This window comes from Bifidobacterium dentium JCM 1195 = DSM 20436 (assembly GCF_001042595.1).
Classification (GTDB): domain Bacteria; phylum Actinomycetota; class Actinomycetes; order Actinomycetales; family Bifidobacteriaceae; genus Bifidobacterium; species Bifidobacterium dentium.
Genome location: NZ_AP012326.1, coordinates 1,123,838 through 1,145,106, shown reverse-complemented (window position 1 = coordinate 1,145,106; position 21,269 = coordinate 1,123,838). Strand labels below are relative to the sequence as shown.

Here is a 21,269-nt window from a genome sequence, read left to right as displayed (position 1 = left end):
GAACCCAGTGGGTTCCACGTAGGTGAAGTGAGCGGCACCGCCGCGAAGGGCGCCTGTCGAAAGCTCTCAGAGCTTTTCGATAGGCGCCACGCGCAGCATCAGCCGCTTGATGCCATCCGTGCCGAAATCCACGGTGATAACGGAATTGCGGCCCTTGTCCTGCGTATCGACGATGGTGCCCAAGCCATACTGGTCGTGCGTGATCTTGTCTCCGATATGGAAATCCTCGATATTGAGGTTATTGTCCTTGCTCAGTGCGGAGGCGGGTGTGGTTCTCGGTTTGTCAAGCGCCTTCGGTTTGGTGTGACGGGTGGTCACCTTGCCGGCCTTAGCGGACTTGCCGGAACCGTAGGAAGACGATCCGTACGAGGATCGCGAACTCGAACCGTACGCGGCACGGCCCGAACCGTAGGACGAGCCACCACGGGAGGATGACGAGCCATATGACGATCCTCCATACGAAGAGCGAGAACCGTATGAGGTCGTTCCACCATAGGATCCGCCACGTGAGCCATATCCGGAGCCGCCGAACGACGAGGTGCCGAAGTCGTCATCGCCCCAACCGCCGAATTCGTCGTCATCGTCGAAGCCGCTCTGCCAACCGCCGCGCATGCGTTCCATGCCGGCTTCCTTACGCTTCCAATCGATGAGATCCTCCGGAATCTCATCGAGGAACTGGCTTGGCATCATTTCGTTGGCCTGTCCCCATTGCGCACGCACCGCCGCTCGGGTCACATACAGACGCCTTTTCGCACGGGTGATGCCCACATAGGCAAGACGACGTTCCTCGGAAAGCTCACTCGTATCTTCCATGGCTCGTGAATGAGGGAAGGTACCCTGCTCCATGCCGGTGAGGAACACGACCGGATATTCAAGGCCCTTGGCGGTATGCAGGGTCATCATCGTGACCTTGCCGGAATCCTCGTTCTCACCGGGCAACTGATCGGAATCCGCCACCAATGCGGTGGTTTCCAGGAATCCCGCCAATGTGGCGTCCGGCGTGTTCTGTTCGAATTCCGCCGCTACGGATTGCAGCTGCGAAAGATTATCCACGCGTGAGGCGTCCTGCGGATCTTCGGAGCGTTGCAGTTCCTCCAGAAGTCCGCTTCTGGACAGCACCTCCGCCACCACTTCGGATGGTTTGGCGTCATGCGCCTTCGCAAAGTCGACCAATTCGTGCATCAGGTCGCGGAACGCTCCCAATGGCTTCGCCGTTCGTCCGGTCATGCCTTCGATCTGGTCAAGATGTTCGATGCCGTCGAAGAACGTCGTGCCATGCCGATCCGCATACATGGCGACCAGCCCTTCCGCACGGGCGCCCAGCCCTCGTTTCGGCACGTTCAGGATGCGACGCATGTTCACGTCGTCGGCGGGGTTCACGATGGCCTGCAAATATGCGATGGCGTCCTTGACTTCTCTGCGTTCGTAGAATTTGGTGCCTCCTACCAACTGGTATGGCAGGTTGGCGTTGATCATCGCCTCTTCCAGTGAACGCGATTGCGCGTTGGCCCGGTACATGATGGCCATGTCGCTGTAGGCGATGCCTTCCTCCGTATGCAGCCTTGTGATTTCGGATGCGATATAGCCGGCCTCCTGCTGCGCGTTGTCGGCTGCATAGCCGATGATCGGATCGCCTTTGCCGAGTGCGGTCCACAGTTTCTTCGGCTTGCGGTTCTCGTTCTTCGCGATCACCGCATTCGCCGCATCCAGAATGGTCTGCGTCGAACGGTAGTTCTGTTCGAGCATGATGGTCTTCGCGTTCGGGAAGTCCTCTTCGAAATCCTGGATGTTGCGGATGTCGGCGCCGCGGAAGGCGTATATGGACTGATCGGAGTCACCGACGACGGTAACCCAGGAGGGTCCGACCCGGCCCGCGCCCGTGGCATGCGGATCGGCCTGCTCGCCCGAATCGATGCCGGAAAGTTCACGCACCAATACGTATTGGGCGTGATTGGTGTCCTGATACTCGTCCACGAAAATGTAACGGAATTTGTGCCGGTAATAATCGCTCGCTTGCGGGCACGTTCTGAGCAGTTCGACGGTGCGCATAATCAGATCGTCGAAGTCCACGGCGTTGGCCTGGGCCAGACGGTACTGGTATTCGGAGTACACCACGGCGAACAGTTCCTCGACGTTGTCGAACCGTCCCAGCTGGTAGCCGCGTTGCCCCGGCCGGTAATCGGCGGCATAGGTCTTGAGCTGGTCCTTCCACGAGATCAGTGAGTTCTTGTAGTCGGAGATCTTGCCGAGAATCATGCGCGGCGTATAGCGCTTCAGGTCAATGTTCAGATCGGCGCCGATCAGCTTGATCAGTCGTTCACTGTCAGCGGTGTCATAGATGGAGAATCCGGATTTCAGGCCGATCTGGTCGCCGTCGCGTCGCAGGATGCGCACGCAGGCGGAATGGAACGTCGAAATCCACATGCGTTCGGCTTCCGGTCCGACGATTGCGGCGAGACGTTCCCTCATCTCGGCCGCGGCTTTGTTGGTGAAAGTGATGGCGAGAATCTGGCTTGCCCAGATGCCATGAGCCAGAAGCCATGCGATACGGCGTGTCAGCACACGGGTCTTGCCTGATCCCGCACCTGCGCCGATAAGCAATGCCTGACCGTAGTACTTCACCGCTTCGCTCTGCTGCGGATTGAGATCCTTGATCAACGTTTGCGGATCGCACAAGACGGGTCCCATGTTCTGCTGCACCGGTTCCACTTTCCTTCTCGACATCGTATATTCGCGGAATACATATCTACCACACGCGCAGGTCAGAGGAAGACGTTCGGATAGTCAATTGACGCGCGTATATTGACTGCCATATGCGGCTCGCCGCATGCTACCTACCATGCTGCGTTCGCAGCCGACAACACCTAAGGGGATTCATGAAGGAGCTTGAAGAGCGCATTCGCGAACAGGGTACCGTCAAGTCGGGCGACGTGTTGAAGGTCGACGCCTTCCTCAACCATCAGTGCGATGTGGAACTGTTCGATCATATGGGCGCCGCCTGGGCCGAGCATTTCCAAGGCAAGACCATCACCAAGATTCTGACCATCGAGGCTTCCGGCATCGGCATCGCCTGTGTGGCGGCCCGTCATTTCGGCAATGCACCGGTGGTGTTCGCCAAGAAGGCGCAGTCCATTAACCTTGACGGCGATCAGTACACCACCACCGTCTATTCCTTCACCAAGCAGAAGGAATTCCCCGTCATCGTCTCCAAGCGTTACCTCAATGAGGGCGATCATGTGCTGCTTATCGATGATTTCCTGGCCAATGGCAAAGCATTGAGAGGTCTGATTGAGCTGTGTCATAAGGCAGGTGCCGTGGTGGAGGGCATCGGCATCGCCGTGGAGAAGGGTTTTCAAGGTGGCGGCGACAAGCTCCGCGAGGAAGGCTATGACGTCGATTCGCTGGCGATCGTGGAATCGATGGATTCCCAGACCGGTTCCATTACATTCCGCGCATAGTCGTTTCGACTCATACGATTGCACTGCACAACGCTCATTCATGAATTAAGAGAGGATTTACTGTGAGCGAAGAGAAGAACATCACGAAGACGAGTGTCTCGTTCGAGGCGTTGAGCAGCCTGGACGCACCCGTATCGTTCTGGAAGGGCATTCCGTTCGGCCTGCAGCACGTCATGGCCATGTTCGTGGCCAATCTGGCACCGATTTTTCTGGTGGCCTCGGCCGCCAAGATGGATGCCGCGCAGTCGGCCACGATCATTCAGGCCGGTCTGCTGGTGGCCGGCCTGGGCACCTGCCTGCAGCTGTATGGCCTGTGGCTGATCGGTTCCCGTCTGCCGATGGTCACCGGCATTTCATTCACCTATGTCGCCGCCGCCATGTCGATCGCCCAGAATCAGGGCTATGGCGCCGTCGCCGGTGCGGTCGTGCTCGGAGGCCTGTTGGAGGTCGTGCTCGGTTTGACGGCCAAATATTGGCGTCGTTTCGTGCCTCCGATCGTATCCGCGATTGTGGTCACGTCCATCGGCTTCTCCCTGCTGTCCGTCGGTGCCACCAGCTTTGGCGGCGGTTCCGGCGCGAAGGATTTCGGTAGCTGGCAAAATCTTACGCTCGGTCTGATCTCGCTGGTGGCATGCCTCGCGTTCCAGTTGCTGATGAAGGGCACCGCCAAGCAGCTGTCCGTGCTGTTCGGCCTGGTTGTCGGCTACATGGTTGCGATTGTCATGGGCAAGGTCGATTTCTCCGGTTTCTCGAGCCTGCAGGTGGTGTCGGTCCCTCACTTCATGCCGTTCCAGCTTGAGTTTGATCCGGGTGCGATCATTTCCTTCGCATTGCTGTATGTGGTCTCCTCCGTGGAAGTGCTTGGTGATACCGCAGCCCTCACCAAGGTGGGTCTCGACCGTCAGCCCACCGACAGGGAAACCGCCGGCGCCATCGCCGGTGATGGTCTGATCTCCTCCGTCTCCGGACTGTTCGGCTGCCTGCCGCTGACCTCCTTCGCGCAAAACATCGGTCTGGTGGCCATGACGAAGGTCATCAACCGCAAGGTGATTCTTTCGGGTGGCCTGATCCTAGTGCTGGCCAGCTTCGTGCCGGCAGTGGCGGAAGTGTTCAATTCCCTGCCGCAGGCCGTGCTTGGCGGCTGCACCATCATGATGTTCGGCAACATCATCCTGTCGGGCTTCCAGATGATCTCCGAAGCGGGGTACACGCAGCGCAACATCACCATCGCCGCGCTGAGCCTGACCATCGGCATCGGCTTCACGCAGGTCGGCGACATCTTCACCAACTTCCCTCCGCTGTTCCAGTCGATCTTCGCATCCAACTGCATCGCGGTGGCGTTCGTGGTCGCCGTGATTCTCAACGCGGTGCTACCGAGTGAGGAGCACTTCCTGTCCGCTCCGCAGCATCAGGAGGATTAAGGCTCAGCCCATCGACAACGATCAGTATATGAAGCCCCCGATCCGACCTCGGACCGGGGGCTTCGCTGTTTTTCACCGATCAATGGCCTTGCTTAATCCAGCGCTGAATCGCATCCTTGACGGTTTGAGCGTAGATGGTGTTGGTCACTCCCGGATGGATGCCGTCTCCGGCAAGCTCGTCGGCATGGGCTGAAATCGCCGCATCCCAGTCCACCAACACCACATCGTCGCTGTGCGCCTCAGCGAATCGCCGCAGCGTGTCATTGGTGCCAGGAACCCATGACACCGGCGCATGCGCATTGATAAGCACCAGTACATGTTCCGGTCCGATATCGTCAAGAATGTCATTCAATTGGTCATCCGTCACCACGGAATTGGTGGCCAGCCCGATCAACACCCACTGGCGCAGCCCATCGGACTGCCCTTTTGCCTGATCGATAAGACCCTGTGCCTTAAGCATTGAACGCGAGGTTTCGGCATCCACCGCGATTCCAGGAAATACGGACTGCAGACCCTTGCTGGAAGCCAACATCACGGAATCGCCGATTGCCGTCATTTGGTGCCCGGACGGCATCGTATGCACGGGCCTTTTCGGCCTTGGAACCTTACGTCTGTCCAAGACGTCATGTCGCCGCTGACGTTGCAACATTCTGGCATTGGCTTCCAACGAAGTCTGAACGCCGGTCTGCGCAGGCGCATTGGCAACGGCATATCCGGCAAAACTCCACGTACAGGTCAATACGAGCACGGTGGCCCACAATCGTAGGCCGTTATCCGAATCAAATGTGTCTGTCGGGCGAATCAGCGCGATGAAACCGGCACGGGCCACCGGGCGCTCAAACAGCATCCATGAAAGGACCGCGAATACGGCGGTCAGCATGACGGTCACCGCCAGTGTACGATCGGCATATCGCGCACCCCACTGCGGGAACACGGCCCGCACGAGCAGCCATAACGGCCAATGCCATAAGTAGATGCCGTAGGAATAACGGCCGATCATGGCAAGCGGTCTGAACACCAGCAAGTCCTGCATCCATGATCCGAAGGGAATGGAGCCGGCTATCAATACTACGGACAGTGTCGAAGCCGACGCAATAGCGAAGCGGAAAGACATGGCTCCTTGACCGATATGACGCATCATCCACAGCAACGCCAATAACGCTACGAATGCGGCAATCGGACCGATCCGTCCCCAACGTGCGTGAATACGGTCCATCAGCTGTGTTTCGGAGACACGGCCGTTGCCGTGCCTGAGTAGCATCAGCGCCCAAGCGAATGCGGCGCCGAGCCATAATCCCATGGCATGCGTATCGGAGCCGAAATACACGCGTGTGGGATCGTCGTCGATGTGGTACCGCAGTCCCATGGACAGGGCGCTGCATATGGCCAATCCGGTCAATACGAATACGGGAATCCACCGATGTAGGCTTTTCAACAACACGTACACCGCAATCGGCACCAGCAGGTAAAACTGCATGAGTACGGACATGAACCACATATGCCGGAACATGTCGGGATTCATTTGCGCGAAATAACTGCTTCCGTTGCTGATGGCGTACCAGTTGTAGCAGCCGAGCAACACGGTGAGTATCTGATTGCGTATACCGACGAGCATGTCGCGATTGATGAACCACGCCATGGCCACCGTGATGGGAATCAGCGCCAGCAACGCCGGGTATATTCGCCGAAACCGTTTGAGATAATACTCGCCCCAGCCGATGCCCCTGCCGGCATCGATACGTCGTAGCAGCGAAGAGACGATCAGGAAACCCGAAATGGTGAAGAACACATCGACGCCAAGGAATCCTCCGGGCAGGACGCCCTGATCGCAGTGGTAGAGCACTATCGCGATCAGGGCGATGCCCTTCAGCCCATCCAAACCGACAAATCGTCGTCCAACCACGAAAAACCGCTTCCCTCGAAAGAACACATGCACGCCATCAAGCGTGACCTTCGTATCGTACTACCATGCGTCCCTCATTCATACGATGCGATGAACGCAACGAGCGGTCTCACATCGGACCGGCAATCATCCGAAAAAACGAAACCGTGTTTCGAATGCGATCGACAATGCGACTGCATTCGAAACACGGTTTTACGAACGGGGTCTCCCCTATATTTGTGAGGAAACGCCTCTCATCACTTGGAGAAGGTGTTGCCGTAGGTGTCCTGGCCGGCATCGGCGATAGCGGCGGACTTGCGGGCGATGGCCAGCTCCTCGTTGGTCGGGATGACGCAGATGGTGATTGCGGAATCCGGAGTGGAGATGATACGCGGCTCCTTGGAGCGGGTCGCATTCTTCTCCTCATCCAGCTTGACACCGAACGGAGCGAGCTTGTCGCACACCATCTTGCGCACGATGTCATCGTTCTCGCCAACGCCTGCGGTGAAGGTGATCACGTCCACGCCACCCATCTGGGCGGTGTAGTTGCCGATGTAGCCGACGATGCGGTGCACGTAGACGTCCAGCGCCAGCTTGGCGTCCTCATTGCCTTCGCCGACCAGACGATGCACTTCACGCAGGTCGCCGTAGCCGGTCATGCCCATCATGCCGGAACGCTTGTTGAACAGGGCATCCAGCTCGTCCACGTTCATGTGGGCGTTACGGATCAGGTGGAAGACGACGGCCGGATCGATGTCACCGGTACGGCCACCCATCATGAGGCCTTCCAGCGGGGTCAGACCCATGGAGGTCTCGACCGGCTTGCCGGAGATTTCGGCGGAGGCGGAAGCACCGTTGCCGATGTGCAGCACGATCTGCTTCAGGCCCTCGGCAGGCTTGCCGATGACGGCCGGCACCACGGAGGAGATGAACTCGTGGGAGGTGCCGTGGGCACCGTAACGACGGATGTGGTACTGGTCGGCGATCTCCTTGTTCAGCGCGTAGGTGCTGGCCGCCTTCGGCAGCTGGAAGAAGAAGGAGGAATCGAACACGAAGATCTGCGGAACATCCGGCAGCAGGGAGCGCATGACTTCGGCGCCCTTGGCCTCCGGGCCGTTGTGCAGCGGAGCGAGCACGGCAAGATCCTTGACCTGATTGATGGTCTTGTCGGTGACCAGGGCCGGATCCGGGAAGAGGGAGCCACCCTGAACGACACGATGGCCGACGGCGACGATGCCGGCTTCGTCCAGCTTCGGACCGAACTCATCGAAGAAGCCGAGAACGCGCTTCAGACCCTGCTCGTGGTCGTGAATCGGCTCTTCCAGCTCATGCTTTTCACCGTTGAACTCGTGCTTGTAGTGGCCGTCAACCGGCTCGCCGATCTTCTCGACCAGGCCGGAAGCAATACCTTCACCGGTTTCAAGATCAACCAGCTGATACTTGATAGAGCTGGAACCGGAATTGATGACAAGGACGGTTTTCGCCATTGTGGGCATCCTCCATGTGTTATATCGATGTGCCGCTTACGCGACTTTCCAAAACCTTAGATTACTCGTTGCTTGCTACAAAATGCCGTATTACTGGGCTTCGATGGCCGTCAGGGCAACGGTGTTGATGATGTCCTGCACGGTGGCGCCACGGCTCAGGTCGTTGACCGGACGATTCAGCCCCTGCAGCACCGGGCCGACCGCCACCGCGCCGGAAGAGCGCTGCACGGCCTTGTAGCCGATGTTGCCGGCGCACAGGTCCGGGAACACGAACACGTTAACGTGTCCGGCAACCGGATCGCCCTTAGCCTTGGTTGCGGCTACGGTCGGCGACCAGGCGGCATCGAACTGGATGGAACCGACCACGGCCAGTTCAGGAGCCTTGTCCTTGACGATTGCGGTGGCTGCCTCGACCAAATCGACATCCGGGCCCTTGCCGGAGCCGAGCGTAGAGTATGAGAGCATGCCGACTTTCGGTTCCAAACCGAATGCTTTGGCGGTTTCGGCGGACTGGATGGCGATTTCCGCCAGCTGTTCGGCGTTCGGATTCAGGTTGATGGCACAGTCGGAGAATACGGCCACATGATCCTTGAAGCACATGAGGAACGCACCGGAAACCAACGAGGTGCCCGGTTTGGTCTTGATGACCTGCAATGCCGGGCGAACCGTGTTGGCGGTGGAGTTGACGGATCCGGACACCAGACCGTCGGCCAGGCCGAGCACCACGAGCATGGTGCCGAAATAGCTGGCATCGGTCAGTTGCTTACGCGCCTGATCCTCGGTCATGCCCTTCTTGGCGCGCAGTTCGCACAGCTTGGCGACCATCGGCGTGAGCACTTCCTCATCATCCATGGCTTGGAACTTCGCCTTGCTCAGGGATTTCAGGCCCAGTTCCTCGCCTCGGGCCAAAATCGCGTTCTCGTCGCCCACGATGATCAGGTCGACGACGTCACGCTCCAGTAGGTAATCGGCCGCCTTGATGATACGGTCCTCTTCGCCTTCCGGCAGTACGATGGTTTTCCTATCGGCCTTGGCCTTGCCTAGTAGGCTGTACTGGAAGGCATATGGCGTAGTCGGCACCTCGAACGGTGCGTCGATTGCCGCCAGAAGGTCGGCGGTGTCGACGTTGAAGGAGAACGCTTCGGAGGCCTTTGCGACGGCACCTTCCTCGCTGAAATCGACTGCGGGAAGCGTCCATACGGGAACCGGATAATCCGCGAATTCAGCATGCAGGGCTTCCGGCTGATCGTCCTTGCATCCGGTGATGAACACGCCGACGACCTTGGTGCCGGCCGCCTCGATGGTGGCGGTGGAAGCTTCGACGGTGAACCTCACCTGTTCCGGAGTACGTTTGATGGTACAGACGGCCAAAAGAACGGGGGCCTTAAGGTCGGCGGCGATATCGGCGTTGAATGCAAAAAGAGCGGGATCATTGACGGGGGATTTGTCGGTGCCCACGATGACGACGGCTTCGGGCTGTGCGGCCTCAATGGCCTCGGTATATGCGGCGACGATGTCGGCGCGAGAACCCGCCTTGTCTTCACGGGCGCGGCGTGGGCAGACGCCGACGGACTGTTCACGGGTCAGACCGGTGTTGCTGGCTTCAAGCAGGATGTCGGTGAACGTATCCTTACGGCATACGGCCGGGCGGAACACTGCGGTCTTCTTGATGGACGCCAGTGCTGTGACGACTCCTAGGGCCACGACATTGCGACCGTTCGCGGCTTCAGGGCTGATGATGGTGACGCTGGTAAGACTCACGGTGTCTCCTATTCCTTCATTCATATGCATGGGTGACTGCGTTGTTCACACCATCAGCAATTGTAATGCGTGAACGATTATGAGTGCACCTATGTGGATCGGGGTGTCGGGGTCCATCTTACGTGCGCAATGTAAAGACCCCCGGGGGAACAAAGTCCCTCGGGGGTCTTATTCAAGCGATCAGGCTGTAACGCCTAGGCTCACTCGTTATCGCCGGCGGTTGCGGCGGTAGCGGAGACAGCACCCTGCTTGTTGGTGTTGACGCCGGAGTACACCCAGTCGGTGTAATCCGGGTGATCGTAGCCGTTGTCGACTGCGAACTGGAAGGCTTCCTTGCGGAAGGCCTCGAGCTCGTCGATCTTGTCGGCGTACTTGTCAGCGTCGATCATGCGCAGAGCTTCGGCAACGAGCTCGTAGCGATCGATGTTGTTCACGCGCACCATGTCGTACGGGGTGGTGGTGGAGCCCTGCTCCTCGTAGCCGTGGACGTTGAAGTTGTCGTGGTTCGGGCGATCGTAGATCAGACCACGCACGTCGCGGGCATAGGAGTGGTAGGCGAACAGGACCGGCTTGTCCTCGGTGAACAGGTCAGCGAAGTCGGCGTCGGAGATGGCTTCGTCATTCTCCTTGGTGGACTGCAGCTTGACCAGATCCACAACGTTGACGACCTTGAACTTGATGCCCATGGCATCGAGCTTGTCGGCAGCGGCCATGATCTCCTGAGCCGGGACATCGCCAGCGGAGGCGAGCACGATCTGTGCTTCGTCGTTGGACTTGGCGGTGGAGGCCCACTCCCACTCGGCGGCACCCTTCTCGAGCTCGGCGCGAGCTTCGTCCAGGGTCAGCCAGGTGGCGGCCGGCTGCTTGCCGGCGATGATGGCGTTGATCATGTCGGTGGACTTGTAGCACTTCTCAGCCACGGCGAGCAGCATGTTGGAATCCACCGGGAAGTAGATGCCGATCACGTGATCGTTGTTGAAGCACTTGTTCAGCAGGACGGAGGTGACACCCGGATCCTGGTGGGAGAAGCCGTTGTGATCCTGACGCCACACGTGGGAGGAGACGAGCAGGTTCATGGAGGAGATCGGCTTGCGCCACGGGATCTCGCGGACGGTAGCCTCGAGCCACTTGGCGTGCTGGTTCAGCATGGAGTCGATCACGTGCACGAAGGACTCGTAGGAGCTCCAGATGCCGTGACGGCCGGTGAGCAGGTAGGCCTCGAGGAAGCCTTCCATCTGGTGCTCGGAGAGCTGCTCGGTGACCTGACCGGTGACGGCCATGTGCTCATCAACCTGAGCGGACAGGTAGCCGGCGTCCCACTGCTTGTTGGTGACGTCGTATGCGGCCTGCAGACGGTTGGAAGCGGTCTCGTCCGGTCCGAAGATACGGAAGGAGTCCGGGTTGTTCTTGATGATGTCGCGGGTGTAGACGCCCAGACGACGGGTGGCCTCGAGCTGGCCCCAGCCGTGGCCGTACTCGGCGACTTCCTTGACCTCGTAGTCCTCGAGGGCCGGCAGGTTCAGCTCTTCGCGGATGCGGCCACCGTTGGCGTTCGGGTTCTCACCGATGCGCAGTTCGCCGGTCGGCATGAAGGCGGTGACTTCCGGCTTCACGGCGCCGTTGGCGTCGAACAGCTCTTCCGGCTTGTAGGACTCGAGCCAGTTCTTGAGGACCTCGAAGTGAGCCTCGGTATCGCGGGCGGAAGCCAGCGGAACCTGGTGGGAGCGCCAGGAACCTTCGGTCTTCTTGCCGTCGATGAACTTCGGGCAGGTCCAGCCCTTCGGGGTGCGGAAGATGATCATCGGGTAGAACGGACGAGTCATGTCGTCAGTCTGAGCGGCGGCCTTGATGTCGCAGATCTCGTCGAAGACGGTCTCGAACAACTCGGCGAAACGACGGTGGATCGACAGGTGATCCTCGTTGTCGAAGCCGGCGACGAACTCATACGGCTCATAGCCCATGCCGTGGAAGAACTCGTGCAGCTCTTCGTCGGAGATGCGGGACAGGATGGTCGGGTTGGCGATCTTGTAGCCATTGAGGTGCAGGATCGGCAGCACGATACCGTCGGTGCGCGGGTTGACGAGCTTGTTGGACTGCCAGCCGGTGGCCAGCGGGCCGGTCTCGGCTTCGCCGTCGCCGACGATGGCCGGAACGAACAGGCTCGGGTTGTTCATCACAGCGCCATAGGCGTGGGACAGGGCGTAACCCAGCTCGCCACCTTCGTGGATGGAGCCCGGGGTCTCCGGAGCGTAGTGGGACGGGATGCCGCCCGGGTAGGAGAACTGGCGGAAGAACTTCTGCAGGCCAGCTTCATCCTTGGTGATGTTCGGGAAGTACTCGGTGTAGGTGCCGTCCAGGTAGGACTGAGCGGTACCAGCCGGGCCGCCGTGGCCCGGGCCCATGATGATCACGGTGTTCTGCTGGTGATCAGCGATGAGACGGTTGATGTGGCCGATGAGGAAGTTCAGGCCCGGGGTGGTGCCCCAGTGGCCGACCAGACGGTGCTTGACGTCTTCGCGGGTGAAGGGCTCCTTCATCAGCGGGTTGCTACGCAGATAGATCTGGCCGATGGAGAGGTAGTTGGCTGCACGCCAGTACTTATCCACACCTTCGATAGCTTCCTCGGAAACCGGAGCGTTCAGCTTCTTCCAAGGGGTGCCAATAACAGGACTCGTCATGTGTACTCCTGTACTCCTGCACTGTGTTGTGCGATTGTTTATTTTCATTAGGTCCTGAACCTCGCAAAACCTTGCGGTTGCGCGGCTGGTTCATTCCCAATCACTTGAGCATATTACGAGCGAGGTGCGACTTTTGGCTGTTTTTTTGCGACTGTGTGCGCAAATGTTGTTATTTTGATACAAACTGAGAGCTTTTATCGGGGCTTTTGTGAATACTCGCAGTATCATGAAAAGGGGTTATAAACGGCTCAATATCAACGATTTTCAATCGATTGAGACATATAGCCACGTTCGTTTTACGATGTTCACTCGCGGCGTGTTGAGTCGAACATAGTAAGCAATTGTGAGATTCGTTCACCTTGTGTTTACAGCGTTTCCAATGTCGCCTTGCACCGCCACAATGGAGCCATTATCATTGTCGGTTTCTAATTACCTCGTACCAAGGGAGAGTGTTATGGCGACAGGTCCTGTGCTCGTTGTTGATTTCGGAGCCCAGTACGCCCAGCTGATCGCACGTCGCGTGCGTGAGGCCAACGTCTATTCGGAACTCGTGCCGCATTCCATGCCGGTAGACGAGATGCTGGCCAAGGATCCGCAGGCCATCATCCTTTCCGGCGGCCCGGCTTCGGTGTTCGAACCCGGCGCCCCGCGCGTGGACAAGAAGCTGTTCGAGGCTGGCGTCCCCGTGCTGGGCATCTGCTACGGCTTCCAGGCCATGGCCTATGCGCTGGGAGCGGATGTCGACAAGGCGGCTTTGGGCGAGTATGGCAAGACCGAGACCACCATCGATGAGGCTGAAGGCCTGCTCGAAGGCTCCCCTGCCGAGCAGAACACATGGATGAGCCACGGAGTGGCCGTCAAGACCGCTCCGGAAGGCTTCGAAGTGCTGGCACACACCGAAGGCGCCCCCGTCGCAGCCATGCAGGACGAATCCCGCAAGTTGTACGGCGTGCAGTGGCATCCGGAGGTCAAGCACACCCCGATGGGACAGCAGCTCATCGAAACCTTCCTGCACAAGTGCGCCGGCTTGCCGAACAACTGGGATGCCTCCGGCATCATCGAAGACCAAGTGAAGAAGATTCGCGACAAGGTCGGCGACGCCCAGGTGATCTGCGGTCTGTCCGGCGGTGTGGATTCCGCCGTCGCCGCGGCGCTGGTACATAAGGCCATCGGTGACCAGCTCACCTGCGTGTTCGTTGATCACGGCCTGCTGCGCAAGGGCGAGGCCGAGCAGGTCAGGCACGACTTCGTCGAGGCCACGGGCATCAAACTCATCGCCGTCGACGCTTCCGAGGACTTCCTCACCGCGCTGAAGGGCGTGAGCGAGCCGGAGAAGAAGCGCAAGATCATCGGCGAGAAGTTCATCCGTACTTTCGAGAAGGCCCAGCGTCAGGTCATCGAGGAAGCCGGCGCTTCCGGCAAGGAAGTCAAGTTCCTCGTGCAGGGCACCCTCTACCCGGATGTCGTGGAATCCGGCGGTGGCGACGGTGCGGCCAACATCAAGTCGCATCACAATGTGGGCGGTTTGCCGGATGACATCAAGTTCCAGCTCGTCGAGCCTCTGCGCACCCTGTTCAAGGATGAGGTGCGCGCCATCGGCACCGAACTTGGCCTGCCGGACGAGATCGTCTGGCGGCAGCCGTTCCCGGGACCGGGCCTGGGCATCCGCATCATCGGCGAAATCACCAAGGAACGTTTGGACTTGCTTCGCGAAGCCGACGCCATCGCCCGTGAGGAACTGTCAAAGGCCGGTCTGGATCGCGACATCTGGCAGTGCCCGGTCGTGCTCCTCGCCGACGTGCATTCCGTGGGCGTGCAGGGCGACGAGCGTACCTACGGTTCGCCGATCGTGCTGCGCCCGGTGTCTTCCGAAGACGCCATGACCGCCGACTGGTCTCGCATTCCGTACGACGTACTGGCCACCATCTCGACGCGCATCACCAACGAATGCCGCCAAATCAACCGCGTGGTACTCGACTGCACCTCCAAGCCGCCGGCAACCATCGAGTGGGAGTAACAGGAATACGTGCGATATACGTGCACGATACGATAGATGGCATCCATGACGCATGCTGTCATGGATGCCATCGTCGCGCTTAGCCGTAAGTCAAGATGCCATGCGGGCCTATTTCGCATGTGCATGGGCAGGATATCAGATAGATGCCAAGTGCCAGCACTCACTTTCGGCGCGCTATCAACTTTTCTGTAACGGGGAGATGTTCATATGCCCAACGGCACCGTTTTGTCCATCTTCACACGCTCACGCCGCGGCCTCCTGACCACCATATGCGCGAGTGTCACCCTCCTCTACCTTGCGTTGGTAATCGCCCTCGCCTGCGCCTGGCCTCCCTCGGCCCCCGTGCCGTCCTCCGATAACGCCAGTGCCTTCTCTTTCATCGATCGCACCGCTCTCAACTGCATCTTCGGCATCGTGTTCTCGTTCTGGGGCGTCATGGCTTACCTGCGTTGCCTCGACCCGCGAATCTCACGTCGCCTTGCCGCCATAGCCGTGATACTCACCTTGTGGCTCACGGCCGTGACCATCAAATGGAACACGACCGACCTCAAGCTTGCGCGCTACCTCTGGTACGGCTACTACATCCCCATGGCCTGTCTGCCACCGCTCTGCCTTTCCTGCGCGCTGAAGTCAGCCGGCATTGAGCTTGGCAAAACGGCTGTACGGCTTAAAACCGCTTGCATAGCGCTCGGCATCGTGCTTGCCGTGCTCGCGCTCACCAACGACGTCCACCGGCTCTTCTTTACCTTTGACGTACCCAACCCGGGCCTTGTGGGCATGTACTCCTACGGCCCTGCCTACTGGGCCTTCTTTGCCTACAATACCCTGTATTACCTCGCCTTTTTCTGCGTTTTGTGGCGCTCGAGCAGAAGCGCAATGCGCGGTCTCGTGGTGCCAGCAGCCACGGTCGCAACGGCAGGACTCCTCTTTTGCGCCGCTTACGCCCTCCGTGCGAAATGGGCGGTTTCGTTCAACTTCTCCCTCGTGTACGGAATCATCGTCATGGTGACACTCGAACTCTGCCTCGACGTAGGGCTCATCCCCTCCACGAGGTCGTTCAAAAAGGTATTCGACGATCTTCCTTTCGATCTCAAGATCTTGTCACGCAACGGCTCTCTGTATCACCAGACCAAAGTGGCCGGCCCGCTGAATGCAAACGCCGTCAACCGCGCAAATCACGGCGCGCCAGGATCGTTCAGACTGCCAGGCCTCCCCGACAGTCTGTTCATCGTCTGGCCGCTTTCTGGCGGAACGGCGCTCCTCACCCAAGACATGAGCGGACTCAACGAGCTCAACCGAACCCTGGGCAAACAAGGCACCGAACTCAAACGCGACCTTGAGGCCCTCGAACACGACCGTGAGCTTGTCGAGCTACTGACGGAACTCGAGGTGAAGTCGCGCCTTGTGGACGATGTCGACGCCGCACTATCCGCGTCCATGGCCGAGGTCACAGCGTTGTTGAACAACCTGCCGACCGAGCCACACGCTCGCCAGCGACAGCTGGAACGTGCGCGCATGCTCGTTGCCTATTGCAAGCGCAAGGGCTCGCTCGTCCTTGCAGAAGCGGCCGACCCGGAGCTTGACCGCGACCGTATCCGCCTTATCGCTAACGAGCTGGCCTGTGATCTGCGCGCCGTCGGTATCGATTGCGCCGCTCTCGTCAATCTCGACCATCCCGTTGCGGCCCAGCAGGCGAGCACGCTCTACGACTGCATCTACGACATGGCCTTTATGGCATTCGAATGCTCGTCTCCAGCACTCATCTATCATCTTGGCGAACGCGATGACGGCTTGATTGAGCTACGGGCCCATCTACAATCCGACGACGAAGAAGACCTTAGCTCACTACCCCGCACGCAGGCCTTGCGGGAACGCCTAGACAAATGCGACGTCATCTACGCGCTGACCGGCAATACCGGACAGCTAGTGTTGCTCGCCCGCGTAAAAGGCGGTGAGTGCGTATGAACCCGCTCTTGCTCAACGAGCCCTGCCTGATGCTCGTGGTTGCCGGCGAGTTCGTGTGCGCAAGCCTTCAGGTGGTCCACCTGTTCCTGGTTGCGTTTCAGACGGCTCCGAAATCAAGGCGGCTCATGTGCATCCTCGAGGCTGCGATTCTGGGTCACCTGGCCCTTGCGTTAATCCTCACCGTCGGTGCAGGGCTCATCGGTGCGCCGGTCCTGGCCCGGGCACTGGCATCCTTTCCCGCCTTTGACGTGCTATGGATCAACGCGCTCTTTGCAGCATGGACGTTTGCCCTCGCATTACGTGCAAGACGCATCGACTTTATGTTCGACGCCCTGCTCATGGCCCTGTGCACACCAGCGGCCATCACCGCGCTCAGCACGTTATGGAACCTAATTGCCTTGCTCGACCTAACCTGGTTCCTGTTCCGCGGACTTTCTGGAATCGCTCGCGATCTCGTCAGACGCTCAGAGGGCCTTTCGGAACTCAGCACGGCCGAAACGTTAATGGGAATGCCCGCGGGCGTACTGGTCATCGGCCCCACCGGCGGATCCACCTTTATGAACGTGCGGATGAGGGAATGCCTCTCTGCATTGGAGTTGCCCTGCGACCTCGGAGATCAGACCCAGCTGTGGGCAAGCCTTTCCGAAATCGGCCGCGACTTGGCCGTTGAAGCAGACTTCCTAGGCGTGCCCGAGACGCTAATGGAGGATAAAGACCGCCTTTTGGTGAATCTTCCCGATAGCACAACGTGTTTATTCGTCCGAGATACAACCGGCGGCCACCGTCCCCTGAGAAGAATCGTATGCCTCGACGTCACCGAGGCAGCGCGTGCAAATGCGGCCCTCGCCAAGACCAACCGCGAACTTGAGGAGGCCGCCACCGAGCTACGGATGCGCCTTGCCGACATCGAGCGCGTGGCACAAGCCTCCGCCTACCTGAGTATGCGCTCGCGTGTGCACGACGTCATTGGGCAGCGGCTCTCGATTCTCCATCGCTATCTCGAGATGGGCATGACCGACCCCGCATCGGTTGCCGAACTCGAGCGGCTCCTCTCATCCGTCATGGTCGATTTGCGCCGTGGCACGGAAGCCGACGCTTCCACCGAGCTCGAAGCCGTTGTATCGGCTTTTGCGCTGGTGGGCGTCGCGATTAAGATGAACGGTAAGCTTCCGGAGGGCAGTGCCGGCGTAGCCTTCACGCACATAATCCGAGAGGCCTGCACAAACTCATGTCGGCATGCCCATGCCAAACAGGTTTTTGTTGAGCTGGAGTGTACTGGCGGCACAGCCCACCTCGTCATCACCGACGATGGCGAGTCGTCACCACAACCGCTTATTGAACGGGGCGGCATCACGGGAATGAGAAGAGAGATAGCATCGTTGGGCGGTACGCTGAGCGTGGGCTGGGAGCCGACGTTCACGGTTCGTGTCGAAATCCCCGTTAGCGGGAGCACGAGGGAACGGGCAACAACACCGTGCCGCACGACGCAACAGCCTACGATGGAGCCGCTTGCATAGAGGGGGGACTGGCAATGATTGAAGTTCTGCTCGTTGAGGATCAGGCGATGTTACGCGAGAGCCTGGCCTGCGCGATAAACGCCCAGGAGGACATGCACGTCGCAGCTAGCCTCGCAGACGCCACTGAGGCCCCTGAGCGCGCAGCCAGACTCGGATGCGGACTCGTGCTCATGGACGTCTGCACCGAGAACGGCTCCAACGGCATCGTGGCCGCCCGGCGCATCAAGGAGGCGGACCCCACGGTGCGCGTGGTCATCATGACGGGTATGCCCGAAGTTACTTTTGTCGAGCAGGCAAAAGCCGCCGGCGTCGACAGCTTTGTATACAAGAACGTCGGCATCGGCGAACTCATGGCCGTCATGCGCTCGACCGCCTCGGGTTACCAGACCTTTCCCCAAAAAACGCCTGACTCGATCTTTTCAGGCACAGCCTCGCTCACGGACGTAGAGATTCAGATCCTACGACTGACGTGCGAGGCCAAAACGCGCAAAGAGATCGCGGCCGAGCTCTACATGAGCGAGGGAACCGTTAAGCGGCGTATCGGCGAAATTCTCGCCAAGACCGGCTACGACAACATCCTGCGCCTGGCTGTGCATGCGGTGGCCGAGGGCAATATCGTTCCCGGCTTGAACGACGAGGCGTAATCGAAGTATCCCCAGCAAAAAGCGGCCGGGAGATTACCATCCCCGGCCGCCTCGTCGCCTTGCTATCTCACGAGCCAGCCAATGCCATCACATCTCTTACTCGATGTTGATATCGTAGATCGCGATGTCGGCAAAGGTCTTGCTGTCGTACACACTGAGCTGGGCATGAATGTCTTTCAACTCGTCTATCGAAGTAAGGCCGTCGTAAGCGCAGATCTCGTTGGCTGTCTCCCCCGGTGAGACGTCCCCGTAGAAGTAGTTTTCATACGTGCCGCCGTTGACGGTGGAATCGTCGAGCATATGCATGCAGATCCTGGCCTCACTGTTGTTGGTAATCGAGAACATGATGCCGGCCATGCCGTTTTCGTCCACAACACGGGCAGTTGCGGTAATGGTCGCGGTCTCATCGTCGGCGATGGTCACCACCGGGTCAATTGCCACGCTCTCGGTCTTGGCGTCGTTTCCGCTGGCAACATCGGCACTCTCGTTGGATTCCTCCTGCGACTTGCGATCCTTCTTGATTTTTTCTTTCAGGCTGTCGTCGCCCTTCTTAAAGACGAGCTTCTCGTCATCATCATTCCTATTGGAGAGGGTCAGGCGATCACCGGAGAGCACCAAAACGCCATCTTCGTCATCGAAGTCCACGGTCGCCTTGTCCATGTCCCACGCCGCGTCTTCGATATCACCAAAGAGATCGAGCGTAGCCTTACCGTCATCGCCTAGATGCAGGATGCACTGTGACCCCTCCTCCGACATGGTCTTGACGTCGTCCTCGGTAATTTCAAGACCACCGGAAGTACCGCTGACAAGCTCCCAGTAACCGACCATCTTCGCGTTCTTGCCACCGGAAACGGGTGAGCAACCGACGAGCACGAAGCATGTAGCAAGCGCACACAGGGCCACAGCAATAAGGGAGTTGAGTTTCTTTTTCATGGCGTGCTCCTTTCTCACGCGATCTTGCTTTTTATTGAATGAGACAAACGGGATCACAGGGCCGCCGACGGCCACTTCGGACTGGGATACGTACCCTATAACACGCCAGCCAAGCCGGCTGTCGACGGCGACTTATGCGCGCGACATCATGCCATCGTCCTGTGACCCCGCATCTTCTGGCTACGGGCGTTTACTCCCGCAGCCAGAGCAGAAGTTCCCCGTGTTCTGGGTGCCGCAGTTGGTGCAGAACCAGGGTCCTGCAGCCTCGGGCTTAGGGCTCCCGCAGTTGCCGCAAAACTTTCCGGTGTTCTGAGCACCACACGAACAGGTCCAGGCGGCTCCCGCTGCCGCCGTGCCGGTACCCGCCGCAACTCCGCCAGCTGCACCAGCAGGCTGCGCCTGAGCGGGAGCCTGCTGCGCTTGAGACGCCTGGCCAAAGAGCTGCGCGGCGTTCATGCCACCCATACCGCTGGCCATGCCCATGCCCATAAAGCCCATGGCGGCACCGGCAGGATTGGCCGCAGCGGTACGCATGGCATCGCTCTGCGCCGAGGCGATGTTGGCCGCCGCCATCGCAGGATTGGCCATGACGGCCGCCTTCTGCAGGTCGCGAATCATCTGTTCCTGATCCTCGGGCGCCGAGATGGTATTTACGCCAAAGGCCGCGATCTCGATGCCACGCCGCTCCTTCCACTCGTGCGAAAGTTCCTCGTTGAGCGCATCGGCCAGCTCCCTGGTGTGGGCGGGCACGGCACTGTAGCGAATGCCCATCTCGCTGATGCGGGCGAAAGCCGGCTGCAGGGCCGTAAGCAGCTCGCTCTTGAGTTGCGAGTCGATGAGATCGCGCGTATAGGCGCTCTCGACGTTGCCACAGACGTTCTTGTAGAACATCAGCGGATCGACCAGCTTGTAGGAGTACTCGCCGTTACAGCGCACGGTGATGTCGACATCCAAACCGATTTTCTCGTCGACCACGCGAAACGGCACAGGGCTTGCGGTGCCGTACTTGTTGCCTACGATCTCCTTGGTGTTGAAGTAGTAGATGCGCTGATCCTTGCCAGCGTCCCCGCCGAAAGTAAAGCGGCGCCCCACCTGTTCGAACGATTTCTTGACCATGTCGCCGAGTTTGCCCGAGAACACCGAGGGCTCAGTACCCGTGTCGTAGACGAATTCGCCGGGCTCGGCGCAGACGTCAACCACCGCACCATTCTCGACGATCATCATGCACTGGCCGTCGGCTACCGCCACGATCGAGCCGTCCGAGATAACGTTGTTCTCTCCCTTGGTGTTGGATCCGCGCTTGCCAACACGCTTCTCGCCCTTGGCAACCAACGTATCGGCGTCCAGAGCCTCGCAATAAAAGTACTCACGCCATTGATCGGCCAATACGCCGCCAGCCGCCCCGACGCCTGCCTTCAGAAGTCCCATGATCTTCTCCTTTCATGAAAAACCGTTTCGTCAAAACTTATGACCCCGAGCTCGCATTCGTTATGACGAACCGGAAGT

At 59.2% G+C, this 21,269-nt stretch carries 13 protein-coding genes; 6 read left to right on the top strand and 7 right to left on the bottom strand.

Annotated features, from left to right (window positions below; all coding sequences use genetic code 11):
• Positions 1–66 precede the first annotated feature (66 nt).
• Positions 67–2,688, bottom strand: a complete 2,622-nt coding sequence (locus BBDE_RS04920) for an ATP-dependent helicase (RefSeq protein WP_390622462.1) — start codon at positions 2,686–2,688, stop codon at positions 67–69.
• 188 nt (positions 2,689–2,876) lie between these two features.
• On the opposite strand from BBDE_RS04920, the gene BBDE_RS04915 reads away from it, so the two are divergent.
• Positions 2,877–3,458 carry a xanthine phosphoribosyltransferase gene (locus BBDE_RS04915; RefSeq protein ID WP_003840370.1) on the top strand — a complete coding sequence of 194 codons (582 nt, stop codon included), beginning with the start codon at positions 2,877–2,879 and terminating at the stop codon, positions 3,456–3,458.
• A gap of 62 nt (positions 3,459–3,520) precedes the next feature.
• Positions 3,521–4,879 carry a nucleobase:cation symporter-2 family protein gene (locus tag BBDE_RS04910; RefSeq protein ID WP_003840373.1) on the top strand — a complete coding sequence of 453 codons (1,359 nt, stop codon included), beginning with the start codon at positions 3,521–3,523 and terminating at the stop codon, positions 4,877–4,879.
• A gap of 79 nt (positions 4,880–4,958) precedes the next feature.
• On the opposite strand, the gene BBDE_RS04905 is transcribed toward BBDE_RS04910, so the two are convergent.
• From BBDE_RS04905 to BBDE_RS04890, 4 genes are all read right to left on the bottom strand, one after another.
• On the bottom strand, positions 4,959–6,782 hold the full coding sequence (locus BBDE_RS04905) for an acyltransferase family protein (protein ID WP_012902108.1): 1,824 nt from the start codon (positions 6,780–6,782) through the stop codon (positions 4,959–4,961).
• A gap of 236 nt (positions 6,783–7,018) precedes the next feature.
• On the bottom strand, positions 7,019–8,248 hold the full coding sequence (locus tag BBDE_RS04900) for an acetate/propionate family kinase (protein WP_003843955.1): 1,230 nt from the start codon (positions 8,246–8,248) through the stop codon (positions 7,019–7,021).
• A 90-nt stretch (positions 8,249–8,338) separates the two neighbouring features.
• On the bottom strand, positions 8,339–10,039 hold the full coding sequence (gene pta, locus BBDE_RS04895) for a phosphate acetyltransferase (RefSeq protein WP_003840378.1): 1,701 nt from the start codon (positions 10,037–10,039) through the stop codon (positions 8,339–8,341).
• A 170-nt stretch (positions 10,040–10,209) separates the two neighbouring features.
• The gene (locus tag BBDE_RS04890) at positions 10,210–12,687 is read right to left on the bottom strand and encodes a phosphoketolase (protein WP_003840380.1); all 2,478 of its coding nucleotides are present in this window, start codon (positions 12,685–12,687) and stop codon (positions 10,210–10,212) included.
• A gap of 454 nt (positions 12,688–13,141) precedes the next feature.
• Between BBDE_RS04890 and guaA the strand changes: the two genes are divergently transcribed.
• The 4 genes from guaA to BBDE_RS04870 all read left to right on the top strand — a co-directional run bounded on the left by guaA (position 13,142) and on the right by BBDE_RS04870 (position 18,830).
• Complete coding sequence (guaA, locus tag BBDE_RS04885; protein ID WP_003840382.1) at positions 13,142–14,704, top strand: glutamine-hydrolyzing GMP synthase; 1,563 nt, start codon at positions 13,142–13,144, stop codon at positions 14,702–14,704.
• A 207-nt stretch (positions 14,705–14,911) separates the two neighbouring features.
• Entirely contained in the window at positions 14,912–16,669 is a 1,758-nt protein-coding gene (locus tag BBDE_RS04880) for a histidine kinase N-terminal 7TM domain-containing protein (protein ID WP_003840385.1), read from the top strand.
• Positions 16,666–18,186 (top strand): sensor histidine kinase, encoded by a 1,521-nt coding sequence (locus BBDE_RS04875; RefSeq protein ID WP_003840387.1) that lies wholly within the window; start codon positions 16,666–16,668, stop codon positions 18,184–18,186. Before BBDE_RS04880 ends, BBDE_RS04875 begins: the two co-directional genes overlap by 4 nt.
• 14 nt (positions 18,187–18,200) lie before the next feature.
• The gene (locus BBDE_RS04870; protein WP_003840389.1) at positions 18,201–18,830 is read left to right on the top strand and encodes a response regulator transcription factor; all 630 of its coding nucleotides are present in this window, start codon (positions 18,201–18,203) and stop codon (positions 18,828–18,830) included.
• A gap of 96 nt (positions 18,831–18,926) precedes the next feature.
• On the opposite strand, the gene BBDE_RS04865 is transcribed toward BBDE_RS04870, so the two are convergent.
• Positions 18,927–19,763, bottom strand: coding sequence for a hypothetical protein (locus BBDE_RS04865; RefSeq protein WP_228369759.1), 837 nt, complete (start codon positions 19,761–19,763; stop codon positions 18,927–18,929).
• 180 nt (positions 19,764–19,943) lie between these two features.
• Positions 19,944–21,191 carry an SPFH domain-containing protein gene (locus BBDE_RS04860; protein WP_003840393.1) on the bottom strand — a complete coding sequence of 416 codons (1,248 nt, stop codon included), beginning with the start codon at positions 21,189–21,191 and terminating at the stop codon, positions 19,944–19,946.
• Between the last annotated feature and the right edge of the window lie 78 nt (positions 21,192–21,269).